Origin of the sequence: Streptomyces sp. NBC_00878 (genome assembly GCF_026341515.1) — a bacterium.
Lineage (GTDB): Bacteria > Actinomycetota > Actinomycetes > Streptomycetales > Streptomycetaceae > Streptomyces.
On sequence record NZ_JAPEOK010000001.1, the window covers coordinates 2,487,283 to 2,499,641 of the forward strand.

The following is a 12,359-nucleotide window of genomic DNA, read 5'->3' on the forward strand; positions in this document are numbered from 1 at the left end:
CGTCCCGAGGAACCGCTCCGGGCAACGGATCTTCCGCCTGGCAGACTGGAGGGCGTGAGCAGTGATCGGACGACCGCCTCCGTTTCCGGAGCGCAGGACAGCCCCTTTCGGCACGAGCGGACCGACCGCGACGAGGCACCGCAGTTCGTGCTGCCCCTGGTCGTGCGCATCGAGCGGAACGAACCGCCGGGGCGTACGGACGCGCTGGAGACCGCGGCCCGTGCCGTGCTGGTGATGCTCAGCGACGAGCGGTCGCTGGGGGACGGGGAGTGGGCGCAGGCGATGCGGGACTGGCAGGACGCCCGGATCCGCAAGGTCGTCCGGCGGGCGCGCGGCGCCGAGTGGCGGCGGGCCGAGGCGCTGCCCGGCCTCACGGTGACCGGCACGTCGGCCGAGGTCCGGGTCTTCCCGCCGGTCCCGCTCGACGGCTGGCCCAAGGACCTGGCACGCCTCCAGGTCTCCGGCACGGACCTGGACGACCTGGAGCCGCCGGTGGCCGCCGACCCGGCCACGCCCGTGCTCTGGCTGAACCCGGGTCTGGACATGACGGCCGGCAAGGCGATGGCCCAGGCGGGCCACGGCGCCCAACTGGCCTGGTGGGAACTGTCGGACAAGGACCGCAAGGCCTGGCGCGAGGCGGGCTTCCCGCTCGCCGTCCGCACCGCCGACCCCGCCCGCTGGCCCGGACTCACCACCAGCGGCCTGCCACTGGTCCGCGACGCGGGCTTCACGGAGATCGCGCCCGGGGAGACGGTTGTGGCCGACGGGGGCGGTCGCTTCAGCCTTCTCGCACGCTGACCAGGTGCGGGGCCATACACCTCCGGACGCCGGACCGAGAGCCGCTTCGAGCGAGCGGGTTCAGAAGGTGGCAGCCGCGCGCTCACGTGCTGTGAGCGGAGGGGCTTCCAGAAGCGGTTTCTTCCGGCCGAGGTAGACCAGGGCGAGCATGTCGGGCATGAGCAGCCGGGCGGGCGGTTTTTCCATGCTCATCACGTCCAGCAGGATGCGGAGGGCGTGGGGGTTTCGCGAGCCGGCGTCGACGGCTTTGTCGACGAAGGCGGCGAGGGTCTTTTCGAGCCGGGTGGGGGGCTGGTCGCCGGCACCCGGGTAGAACACGTCCTGGCCCACGGCCAGGTTCCAGGCATGGTCGACCGGGCGTGCCGCGGCCTTCTGGATGCTCCGGGCTGTGCCGTGTGCGCGCAGGTCCTGCCGTTCCAAGGTGTGGCGCAGGGCGATGACGCTCTGCGCCGCGGCGCTGAGTCCGTGACCGTAGACGGGGTTGTAGCCGGCGATGGCCTCGCCGAGGACGGCGAAGCCGTCGGGCCAGCGTGCGGCCTTCTCGTAGTAGCGCCGCTTGTTGGCAGTGCTGCGAGTGGTGACGACGTCGGTTTCGGGCTCGGCGTCGGCGAGGAGCTCGCCGATGATCGGGTGCGGCAGGGTGAGCGCGAAGGGCACGAACTCCTCGTTCTTGCCGCTGGGCTGCCCGTCACGGGTTCCGGCGAGGGTGACGAGCCAACGGCCGTCCTCGATGGGGGTGATGATGCCGCCCTTGCCGGGGTTCTGGCGGGGGTCGGCCTGGACGTTGACGATCGGGAAGCTGTCGGCGGTGGTGCCGGGAGCGCGGTAGATCCGGCTGGCGTAGCCGAACCCGGCGTCGACCCTGCGCTCGGCCACCGAGGGGAGCCCGAGGTTCCGCAGCCAGACGGGGGCGCGGCTGCCCCGCCCGCCGGCGTCGATGACGAGGTCGGCCGGAAGGGTCACGTCGGTGTGTGCCGAGCGAATGCGGACGCCGGACACGCGTCGGGCGCTGCCTTCCAGGGATAGCAGTTCGGTCTGCTGACGCAGCGTGATGCGACGGTCTTCGAGGACTCTGGCGCGTATCACGGCGTCGAGGAGATCTCGGCTGCACAGGAGGTTGGTGTGGTGGGAGTGCGTGAAGCGCCGGAACCACTGGCCCGACGGGGCTTTGGACACCAGGTCGGTCATGATGTGTGCCTTCCGGGCACCGCGGTCGACGAGGTCGTCGATGATGCCCGGCAGCAGATCCTCGATGGCCTTGACGCCGCCGGACCACAGGACGTGGGCGTGCCGTGCCTGCGGCAGTCCCTTGCGGGGCTGGGGGGCGTCCGGGAGAAGGTCTCGCTCGATGATCGTGACGTCGGCGTGGTCGGCGAGGACCGAGGCGGCGAGCATGCCCGTCATACCCCCTCCGATGATGACGACGCTGCGTCCACCGGCGGACCTTCTGTCGGGCATTGGCGTTGGCCCTCTCTTGGTTCAGTCATGGCGTACTTCCCGCATGGCAGCCCGTTGGCGGGCATCGGCGACGACCGGCGAAGACGCGAGGGCCCAGGCCAGGCCCACCATCAAGTGTGGCTGCTTGACGCACTGCAGCAGGCCCACGTTCGAAGGAGAGTCGGCGCTCGGGTTGGCCGAGGCCCGTATTTTGGCTGCTGCGAGCATGGCCGCCTCGGCCACGATCTCCGCCTCGGCGACGACGACTTGGCTCGCCGTGCCACGGTCCGGTGTGGCGGCCTGGGCGCACACGGCAGCGTAGGCGGCCTTGCGGACGTCATTGTCGAGGTGGGGCGAACACAGCAGGACGCCGTCCAGGATCGTGATCTCCTGCTGGGCAAGGCGGACTGCGGGCGGATCCCACCAGTGGGTCTCGGCGGCCGGTGTCCGCAGGTCGCGCATTTCTGCCCACAGGGGCTTGAGGAGCCGGTGGCGTCTCCAGTCGCGCAGGTTGGCCGCCATGGACGGGCCGATGCGGGGCAGCGCGAAGCCGGCCGCAACGGTGACGCCCGCGATCGCCACCAGTGGAGGCGACAGGCTCGTAGAGAGAAAGTCCCAGTCGCGGCTGTTCCAACGGGCGGCGATGGCCGCGTACTTGGCGATCTGGTACGACAGGTCGAACATCACGCCGACGACGATGAGCGTCAGGCCCAGGCGTGTCAGGTCGCGTACCTCCCGCAGCCAGCTGAGGCACATGCCCGCGAGGATGACGGTGGCCAGGGTGTGGGACACCAGGTACAGCAAGATCATTTCGCGCATGTAGGGAGTGGATGCGTAGTACGTGTCCAGGTCCCGGGTCCGCTCGACGGGTACGTCGGCCAGGCTGAAGAGGGTCACGATGCCGACGATCACCAGTGTGTAGAAGCCCACGACCAGACGTGAGGCACGGCCGGCCTTCTCAGGCTCACCGCCTCGCCAGGCGATCATCAGCACGAGATAGCAGGCGCTGAGGGCGGACATGCCGGAGTAGACCAGCGGGGCGCTGAAGTTCGCGATGCCGGTGAGGCCGTTGACGACGCTGATGGTGGGCGGTGCGGCCAGCATGCACACCAGGGCGCCGATGAGCAGGAACGCGGTGCTCGCAGCCATCAGCGGGTCACGCCACGATCCCCTCATGGCGGACAGCTTGAACACGGCGGTGATCAGAAGGATCACGCCGGGAATGTAGAAGACAAAATCCATGTCTTCATCAACCTTCGTCCGCGACCGGCAGGCCGCTGGTGCCGACGGAGCGGTACGGGGCCTGTCTCGACCAGGGCCGCAGCGCCTGACGGGCGCTCAAGTGAGGCTGTGCGGCGGTGCGGACCTCGCTCATGTCGGGGACGTCTCGCCATCTTCGATTCGGAAGGCGGCAGCGTCCTTGCGAGCTGCCGCGACGATCGGGGAAGTACGCAGTGCGTGTGACACGTCGTCCAGCGCGCCCCTCACCGCACTGATCTCGGACTGCTCCAGAAGGCCGAGGGACTGGACGAGCTCGCCGCGGTGGGCAGCCAGGACCGCGGCGGCAACGGACACGTCGTCCAAGGCGTCCCGCACCGCGTTGATCTCGGACCGCCCGGGAAGGCCGAGGGACTGGTCGGGCTTGCCCCGGCGGGCTGCCAGGGCAGCAGCAGCGGCGATCATCGCCGCCCGGCCGATGTGGGCGGCCTCAACGGCGGTGTGGCCTGCCGCCCTGGCAGCCGTCTGCGCGTGAGAGCGGACATCGTCATCCAGCCATGGCCGTACCCGGCTCAGTCCGTCCTGGATGCCTGTCTCCCGCCGGGTGAGGCGGATGTGGGGCGACGCGTACCACGGGATGGGCCCCGCGAGGGATGTCCGGGGTGAAGCGCAGCCGAGTTCGCGCCACAGGGGGCCGAGTCGTCGGTAGGTGGTCATGGCCCGCCAGTTCGAGACGAGCCAGGGCCCCACCAGTGGCAGCAGGAAGCCGAGCGTGGCGCAGGGTGCGGCCGCGGCGGACATGAGGGGGGCGAGCGTCGTGCTGAGGGCGCTCCAGTCCCTCCCCGTCCAACTCGCGGCCACCGCCGCCAGTTTGAGGCTGCTGAAGGCCAGGTTGAGCAGCCAGCCGACGACGAGAATCCACAGGCCGGCGCGTAGCCACCCCGTGACCTGCAGCGCCCAGCTCCAGCACAGCGCCGTGGTGACGAGCGCCGCGGTCATGTGGGCGAGCAGGTAGAGCACGATCATCTGGCCGATGAACGGGGTTGTCGCGTAGTAGGTGTCGAAATCGGTCCGGCGTTCCAGGGGGGCGTCCCCCAGTGCGAACAAGGCGATCAGCGCGATGATGACCAGCAGGTACCCGGCCTGCCAGCGTCGCGAGACGCGCTGCACGTACACGGGTGGGCCTCCGCGCCAATGGACGATCAACAGGAGGCAGGAGGCGCTGAAGGCGCTGATGATGCTGTAGACGAGAGGGCTGCTGAAGTTGGCGATTCCGCTGGCCTTGTTCACGGCGGCGATCGTGGGCGGGGCGGCGAAGAAGAAACCGGCGCTGCCGAGGGTGATCACGAGGCAGACGGATCGTACGAGCGGGTCACGCCAGCCGCGCACCAGTCCGGGCAGCTTCACGGCCAGGCCGATCAGCAGTGCCACGGTCGGTATGTAGTAGTCAGAGGAGTCCACGGCTCAGGCCTGCGTCCGCCGCTGCCCCAGTGAGGCCCCGATACGGCCGGCGATCTGGCCGCGGTCTGTCGCCTCGCGGTCGGGTTCTCCCTCCAGCCAAACGCGGAACCGAGTGACCGCGAGCAGGCCGAACCTCTCGGCGTCCGCCTCCTCGCGTCTCTTGAACTCGGTGCGCGCAGCCACCTTCCGTACCGTGTCGGGGAGTTCGGGGAGATCGGCTCGGGTCGAGAGCATCCGAGTGGCCACCGTCCTGCCTACGGCGTGATTGCCGCAGTCTCCCTTGAGCATGTGCCAGACCTCATGGAAGAAGATCGCCAGCTGGTGGAGCGGGGTCGCCCGCTTGTCGACCACGATGAGGTCGAACTCGGGCAGGTCGAGCCACAGTCCGCTGGCGGTCTGGTGCGGGAACGCCTCCATGAGGAGTTGGACCTCGCGGCCCCTCATCTCGCTCACGATCGCGAGCAGCGCCGCGAACAGCTGGTCCGGGTCGGCGGGAACGGGCAGGCGCAGCCTGTCGGTCAACTGGCCGATCAGGTCCCGCATTTCCTTGGCTTTGCCTGTGCGCACTCTTCTCCCCACGAACTTCGGCGTGGGGCACCGTCGCACGGCGTCCGCCGATCCCCACCCTGCCTGCACAACGCCCGGTCGAAGGCGTTCGGTGGTCGTGCCGATGAGTCGGACCCGGCGCACCTTCCACTGGACGCATCACCAGCATGGACCGGCACGCCGAACTCGGGAGGCAAATATGTCAAAGGCGCGCTCCTTCGGCCACACCTGGCTCTACGCAGCACCACAAGCCGAGGGCGGACGAAATACCGATCAACCAGGACATGTACCGATCTGTAACTGGCGCATCCGATGTGCTCGTGAACCATGCCGGCCTGCCCACGGAAAGCCGCCAGTGACCGCACCCATCAGAGCGGGCGGGCCGGACAGCACAGCGTTGTGCCTGCGTACGGCCGGTCCGCTCGCGCTCCGTGCAAGTCGGCATGCGGGCAGCCCTGACCCCCGCCGCGTACACTCTGCGCCGTTTTGCGCTGCGGGATGGTTTCAATCCAGTCAGTTACCAACTCGCGTTCGTCTTCGGCCGGTTCCGGCGCACGCAGTCGGCCTGCGTGGATGCCGGCGGACCCCCGGAGCGGGCCGGACGCAGGTCCGCGGACTCCCGGGAGGACGTCCGCTCAGGCCGAGCCCCCGTCACCACGTCACGGTCATTGAGTCTCCGACCGGCAGTGTGTGCCAGCGGTTGGCGTAGTCGTCGAAGCGGGACACGATCCGGGCCGAGGAGTTGCACTTCGGCCGGGCCGCACTGCGATCCGCCCTGGCAGCGAATCCCAGCTCGTTGCCCTGCTCCGCAGGAGTCCGTTTCCTCTCCGCCCCGAAGGACGGAGCATCCACGGAGGTATCCGATGAAGAGGCGCCGGGGGCGAGGACGACCGCGGCGCCCGGAGCCCCATCGCGGGTGCGGCGACCGGGCTTCCGTCGCGACGGAGACTCCCCACAGCTCAGCCTCCCATGTCCCGCCGGGAGAACGCGGTGGCTCACGGTGCCGACTGGATGTCCCCGTGCGTGGACGACGCGATGGTGTCGCGGTGGGCGAAGTCGCCCGGGGGGATGCCGGGGTGGTGTCCGAGCCGGGCCGACGGCGCCGTGGCCGAGGGGTCGAGGGTGAGCCGGGAGACGATGCGGTAGCGGTCGCCGCGGTAGATCGAGTGGACGTATTCGACGGGCCGGCCCGTGGTGTCCGAGGTGAGCCGCTCGAAGAGCAGCGCCGGGGACAGCTCGGGCACGTCGAGCAGCTCGGCCTCGGCCCGCGTAACGACGGTCGGCTCGATCGCCTGGACGGCCTCCTGGACGTGCACGCCGTGCTGTTCGCGCAGGTGCTCGTACAGGTCGCCGTCCTCCAGTTCCTGGGCGGACAGGGTGGGGACCAGATCGGCCCTGATGTGCAGATGCTCGATGGCCATCGGGGCGCCGTCGACCAGGCGCAGCCGTGCCACGTACACGATCTCGGCCGCGGGTGAGATGCGCAGCTTGCGGCCCACGCGCGCGCCGGCCGGGAAGGTGGTGAACTCCAGCAGGCGGCTCGACCAGGCCCCGGAGGCCGGCGGCGCCGTCATGGTCCGCTGGGCGGAGACGAGTTCCTGGGTGATCTTCTCGGGTGCGACGAACATGCCGCGGCCGTGTTCCCGTACCAGGAGACCCGCGGCGACGAGTTCGTCGACCGCCGCGCGCAGGGTCGGGCGGGACACGCCCAGCTCGGCGCACAGGGTGCGCTCGGAGGGGATCGCGTCACCCGGGCGGTGCGACTCGACGAGGTCGAGGATGAAGTCGCGAGCCCGCTCCCGCTTGAGCACCGCACCTGGTGCGACGTCCTTCATTGCTGTGCCCCCATTGCTGTGCCCCCTCGCGCGCGATGTCAGGTTTACCAGTTGACCAGTGGTCGCACGCTGCAGCCTTCCTGGTCGGACGAAGTCTAACCGCTGCCGAACGATGATCGCCCAGGTCCGGACTGGCCTGTGAACCGGAAATCCCGCGAAGTTCAGGGGGTTGACGCCGGCGATTGGTCTATGCCAGTTTCATCCCCGCATCAAGAGGTGAGCTGTCCAGTGGGCTTCACTGGTCAGGTGATGGGGTCATGTCCTCCAGAGGTGAACCGTGAAGCTCCGCTTGTTCGCCGGCGTGTCCGTGCTTGTGATGGCCGCCGGGCTGAGTGCCTGCAGCAGTTCCTCCGACGACTCCGGCGGCAGCTCCGGCGGGAGCACCACCATCGACGTCTGGCTGATGCGCGACAGCGTCTCGGCCCAGTTCCAGAAGGACTTCGTCAAGGGCTTCGAGACCGCTCACCCGGACATCAAGGTCAAGGTGCAGATCCAGGAGTGGGACGGTATCGGCGAGAAGGTCACGGCGGCCCTCGCCAGCAGCGACGCCCCGGACGTGATCGAGACCGGCAACACCCAGGTCGCCCAGTTCGCGCAGAGCGGGGGGCTGCTCGACCTCAGCGACAAGGTCGACGAACTCGGGGGCAAGGACTGGCTCAAGGGCCTCGCCGAGCCGGGCGCCTACGAGGGCAAGCAGTACGGCATCCCGTACTACGCCGCCAACCGCGTGGTCATCTACCGCACCGACCTCTTCAAGGAGGCGGGTATCGACGCGGCGGCCATCAAGACGCGCGACCAGTGGATCGCCGCCACCAAGAAGCTCAACTCGGGTGGCACGCAGGGCATTTATCTGCCCGGTCAGATGTGGTACGCCCTCGCGGGCTTCGTCTGGGACGAGGGCGGCGACCTCGCCACCGAGTCGGGCGGCAAGTGGCAGGGCACCCTCGACACCCCCGAGGCGATCCGCGGCATGGAGTTCTACGAGAAGCTCCAGGCACACGGCAAGGGCCCCAAGGACTCCGACGAGGACAGCCCTCCGCAGGCAGACGTCATGGCCAAGGGGAAGGTCGCCCAGGTCATCTCAACTCCCGGCGGCGCCAACGTCGTCATCGAGAACAACCCCGAACTGAAGGGCAAGCTCGGCTTCTTCCCGATCCCGGGGAAGACCGCCGGGACACCGGGGGCCGTCTTCACCGGCGGTTCCGACCTCGTCATCCCCACCGCCTCCGGCAAGCAGGACGCGGCCTACACCTTCATCAAGGAACTCACCGGCGACACCTGGCAGAAGAAGCTCGCCGTCGCCATGAGCTACGTCCCGAACAAGACCACCCTGGCCTCCGCGGTCGCCTCCGACCCGGGCGCCGCGGCCATGGCGGTCGGCGCCGCCGAAGGCCACGCCACGCCCAACACACCCGGCTGGGCAGCCGTCGAGGCCAAGAACCCGATCAAGGACTACATGACCGCCGTACTCACCGGCGGCGACGCGAAGAAGCAGGCCGCCACGGCGTCCGAGGCCATCACCACCGCGTTGAACTCCGGCTCCTGAACCGTCACCGTCCACGCTTCGGAAGGAGGAGCGCCGTGTCGGCCGCCGTCCGAGAACAGACCGCCTCCCGCCCCCCGCTCGGCACCAGGCCGCCCCGGCGCTCCGCCGGCTCAGGGCCGCGCCGCCCGTCGAAGGACGGCAGCCGCGGGATCTGGCCGTACGTCCTGATCGCGCCCGCCGTCCTCGGCACTCTCTACCTGCTCGTCTATCCCCTGGTCCGCGCCGTGGTGATCTCGCTGCAGGACTTCCGGCTGCGCCAGCTCATCCTGGGCGACGCGCGTTTCGTCGGACTCGACAACTACCGGACGCTGCTGAGCGAGAGCCGCTTCTGGGAGGTCGTGGGCCGCACCTTCGTCTTCATGGCGATCAACGTCGTACTGATCATGACGCTGTCCACGCTGGTGGCGCTGATGATCGAGCGGCTCGGCCGGATCGGCCGGATCGCCGTGCTCAGCGCACTCGTACTGACCTGGGCGATGCCCGTCATCGCGGCGACCACCGTCTTCCAGTGGCTGTTCCACTCGGAGTTCGGCATCGTCAACGCGGTCCTGACCGACCTGGGGTTCTCGTCCTTCGACCGCTACCCCTGGTTCGCGCACGGACCGGCCGCCTTCGCCATCATCGTCACCCTCATCGTGTGGCAGTCCGTGCCGTTCGCGGCGATCACCCTCTACTCGGCGCTCACCACCGTGCCCACCGAGCTGTACGAGTCGGCGCGGCTCGACGGGGCGTCGGGCCCGCGGATCTTCCGCTCCATCACCTTCCCGATCGTCCGGCCGATCTTCATGCTCGTGTTCTCGCTCGAAGTGATCTGGACGTTCAAGGCGTTCGTCCAGATCTGGGTGATGACCAACGGCGGGCCCGGCGACGCGACCACGATCCTGCCCGTGTACGCGGTGCAGACGGCCCTGTCGAGCCAGCGCTACGACCTCGGCTCGGCGGCCTCGATGGTCACCGTCGTGCTGATGTCGGGCGTGCTCGTCTTCTACTTCCGCCAGATGTTCCGCCAGGAGGACGAGCTCGCATGAGTACGACTCGTATGAGCACGACTCGCGTCAGCACAGCTCGCGCCGGCACGGCTCGTCCGCGTACCGCCCGGCCCCGCATCCGCCGTCTGCCCCTGAACGTCGCCGCCGTCGTCACGGTCGTGGTCTGTCTGTTCCCGGTCTACTGGATGGTCGCGACCGCGTTCACCCCCACCCGTGACATCCAGTCCGACAACCCGCGGTTCCTGCCGGAGTCCTGGACGCTCGACCACTTCCGCACCGCGGTCGGTGCCGACGGCTTCGGCCTGTTCTGGCGCAACAGCCTCCTCGTCACGCTGAGCGCCGTGCTGCTCGCCCTCCTCATCGCGCTCGGCGCCGCCTACGCGGTGGCCCGGATGAGGTGGAAGGGGCGCCGGCAGTTCATGCTCATGGTCTTCATCGCCCAGATGGCGCCCTGGGAGTCACTGATCATCCCGGTCTACATCATCTCCCGGGACACCGACATGCTCGACCGGCTGCCGACCCTGACCCTCGTCTACTTCATGATGACGCTGCCCTTCACCGTCATCGTCCTGCGCGGCTTCATCGGCACCATCCCCCCGGAACTGGAGGAGTCCGCCCAGGTCGACGGCTGCACCCGGCTCGGCGCGTTCCGGCACATCGCGTTCCCGCTCCTTGCCCCGGGCCTGATGGCCACCTCGCTGTTCGGCTACATCACCGCCTGGAACGAGTTCACGTACGCCAACTTCCTGATCATCAAGCAGCAGGACAACCGCACCCTGCCCGTGTGGCTGTCCTCCTTCCAGAACGTGTTCGGCACCGACTGGGGCGCCACCATGGCCGCCTCGACGCTCTTCGCCGCCCCTGCGCTCGTGGTGTTCCTCCTGCTCCAGCGCCACGTCACCTCGGGCTTCGCCGCCGGCGCGGTCAAGGGCTGACCCGCACACCCCATACGTCCCCCCGCAGACCCCGTTCCGGAGGCGATCCGTGCCCGCACACCGGCCCATACCCGCCCTCGTACCCCGCCCCACCGAGGCCGCGTTCCGGTCCGGCCACTTCACGCTCGACCGCGGCACCGCACTGCACGTCGACTCGGGCGCCGAACCGGCCGCGGACCTGCTGCGGACCCTGCTCGCCCCCGCCACCGGGCTGCCCCTGCCCTCGTCCCCGGACGGCCGGTTCGCCCTGGTGCTCGACCCCGGGCTCGGCGGCTACGGCGAGGAAGGGTACGGGCTCACCGTCAACCCGCAGGCCGTGCTGCTGCGCGCCGCTCACGTCACCGGCCTGCTGCGCGGCATCCAGACGATCCGTCAACTCCTCCCCCTCGAAGCCCTGTCGGAGACCCCGCAGCGCGGTACGCGGTGGCTGCTGCCGTGCGCCGACATCACCGACGTCCCGCGCCAGCGCTGGCGCGGCGCGATGCTGGACGTGGCACGCCACTTCCAGCCCGTCTCCTACCTGCGCCGGTACGTCGACGTGCTGGCCCTGCACAAGATCAACGTGTTCCATCTGCATCTCACCGACGACCAGGGCTGGCGCATGCCGGTCTCCGCCTGTCCCAAGCTCACCGAGATCGGCGGTCACCGCGCCGAGTCCCAGACAGGCCCGGCCGGCAGCGACGCGTTCGACGGCACCCCGCACGGCGGGTCGTACACACGGGCCGAACTCGCCGACCTGGTCAGGTACGCCGCGGCGCGCGGCGTCACCGTCATGCCGGAGATCGAGATGCCCGGGCACGTACGCGCCGCCCTCGCCGCCTACCCAGGACTGGGCAACGACCCGGAGCGCAGCCTCGACGTCTGGACGCGTTGGGGCGTGTGCGACACCGTCCTCGGGGTCCACGACGAGGTCCTCGACTTCTGCCGCACCGTCCTCGACGAGGTCATGGACGTCTTCCCGTCGCCGTACATCCACCTCGGCGGCGAGGAGTGCCCCACCGCCGAGTGGACGAACAGCGCCGCCGCACGCGGACGGGCGGCGGCGGAGGGACTGCCCCACCCCGAGGCCCTGCGCGGCTGGTTCCTCGGACAGATCGGCGACCATCTCGTCCGGCGCGGGCGCCGCCCGGTCGGCTGGGCCGAGACCGGCATCGAACTGCCCCCCGACTTCACCGTGATGACCTGGCGCGACTCGGCCCACACCCTGACGGCGGCCCGCCGCGGCCACTCCGTGATCAGCGCGTACCACCGCGCCACCTACCTCGACTACGCCCAGTCCGACGACCCCCACGAGCCGCCGGCCCAGCCCGGACCCGTCGTCGATCTGCGCGCCGTCCACGCCCACGATCCCGTACCCGAGGACGCGGACGCCGAGGCGGCCGGGCGGGTGCTCGGCACCCAGGCCCAGCTGTGGACCGAGTTCGTCACCACCCCCGCCCACATCGAGTACCTCACCTACCCGCGGCTGTGCGCCCTCGCCGACCGCGGCTGGAGCGGCGCGACCGACTGGGCCGACTTCCGCTCCCGCCTCGACCGGCACACGGCCCGGCTCGACGCGCTGGGCGTCCAGCGCCACCCCTGACCCGTCCATTCC

General features: G+C 69.7%; 11 protein-coding genes. 5 read left to right on the forward strand and 6 right to left on the reverse strand.

The features are described 5' to 3' along the window. Positions 1 to 54: 54 nt before the first annotated feature. On the forward strand, positions 55 to 798 hold the full coding sequence (locus OHA11_RS10145; RefSeq protein ID WP_266494321.1) for a peptidyl-tRNA hydrolase: 744 nt from the start codon (positions 55 to 57) through the stop codon (positions 796 to 798). Between the two features lie 60 nt (positions 799 to 858). On the opposite strand, the gene OHA11_RS10150 is transcribed toward OHA11_RS10145, so the two are convergent. The 6 genes from OHA11_RS10150 to OHA11_RS10175 form a co-directional block, all read right to left on the reverse strand. Next, positions 859 to 2,256 carry an NAD(P)/FAD-dependent oxidoreductase gene (locus OHA11_RS10150; protein WP_266494324.1) on the reverse strand — a complete coding sequence of 466 codons (1,398 nt, stop codon included), beginning with the start codon at positions 2,254 to 2,256 and terminating at the stop codon, positions 859 to 861. 21 nt (positions 2,257 to 2,277) lie between these two features. Then, complete coding sequence (locus OHA11_RS10155; protein ID WP_266494326.1) at positions 2,278 to 3,450, reverse strand: MAB_1171c family putative transporter; 1,173 nt, start codon at positions 3,448 to 3,450, stop codon at positions 2,278 to 2,280. Between the two features lie 156 nt (positions 3,451 to 3,606). After that, on the reverse strand, positions 3,607 to 4,914 hold the full coding sequence (locus OHA11_RS10160) for an MAB_1171c family putative transporter (RefSeq protein WP_266494328.1): 1,308 nt from the start codon (positions 4,912 to 4,914) through the stop codon (positions 3,607 to 3,609). Positions 4,915 to 4,917: 3 nt separating this feature from the next. Then, the gene (locus tag OHA11_RS10165) at positions 4,918 to 5,481 is read right to left on the reverse strand and encodes a toxin-antitoxin system, toxin component (RefSeq protein ID WP_323186544.1); all 564 of its coding nucleotides are present in this window, start codon (positions 5,479 to 5,481) and stop codon (positions 4,918 to 4,920) included. A 630-nt stretch (positions 5,482 to 6,111) separates the two neighbouring features. After that, a complete protein-coding gene (locus OHA11_RS10170) occupies positions 6,112 to 6,312 on the reverse strand; it encodes a hypothetical protein (protein WP_266494330.1) in 201 nt (66 codons plus the stop codon). A gap of 143 nt (positions 6,313 to 6,455) precedes the next feature. Then, entirely contained in the window at positions 6,456 to 7,295 is an 840-nt protein-coding gene (locus tag OHA11_RS10175) for a GntR family transcriptional regulator (protein ID WP_266494332.1), read from the reverse strand. Positions 7,296 to 7,572: 277 nt separating this feature from the next. On the opposite strand from OHA11_RS10175, the gene OHA11_RS10180 reads away from it, so the two are divergent. From OHA11_RS10180 to OHA11_RS10195, 4 genes are read left to right on the forward strand one after another with little or no spacing between them, the layout of a single operon-like run. Continuing rightward, positions 7,573 to 8,841: an extracellular solute-binding protein gene (locus OHA11_RS10180; RefSeq protein ID WP_266494335.1), complete on the forward strand. Its 1,269-nt coding sequence runs from the start codon at positions 7,573 to 7,575 to the stop codon at positions 8,839 to 8,841. A gap of 35 nt (positions 8,842 to 8,876) precedes the next feature. Next, complete coding sequence (locus OHA11_RS10185) at positions 8,877 to 9,869, forward strand: carbohydrate ABC transporter permease (RefSeq protein WP_266494342.1); 993 nt, start codon at positions 8,877 to 8,879, stop codon at positions 9,867 to 9,869. Between the two features lie 11 nt (positions 9,870 to 9,880). After that, on the forward strand, positions 9,881 to 10,765 hold the full coding sequence (locus tag OHA11_RS10190) for a carbohydrate ABC transporter permease (RefSeq protein ID WP_266507066.1): 885 nt from the start codon (positions 9,881 to 9,883) through the stop codon (positions 10,763 to 10,765). A gap of 49 nt (positions 10,766 to 10,814) precedes the next feature. After that, positions 10,815 to 12,347 (forward strand): beta-N-acetylhexosaminidase, encoded by a 1,533-nt coding sequence (locus tag OHA11_RS10195; protein ID WP_266494345.1) that lies wholly within the window; start codon positions 10,815 to 10,817, stop codon positions 12,345 to 12,347. Positions 12,348 to 12,359 lie beyond the last annotated feature (12 nt).

Coding starts and splice junctions, on each gene's coding strand:
- OHA11_RS10150 (WP_266494324.1), bottom strand. CDS start 2,256: ATGCCCGACAGAAGGTCCGCCGGTGGACGCAGCGTCGTCATCATCGGA.
- OHA11_RS10175 (WP_266494332.1), bottom strand. CDS start 7,295: ATGAAGGACGTCGCACCAGGTGCGGTGCTCAAGCGGGAGCGGGCTCGC.
- OHA11_RS10190 (WP_266507066.1), top strand. CDS start 9,881: ATGAGCACGACTCGCGTCAGCACAGCTCGCGCCGGCACGGCTCGTCCG.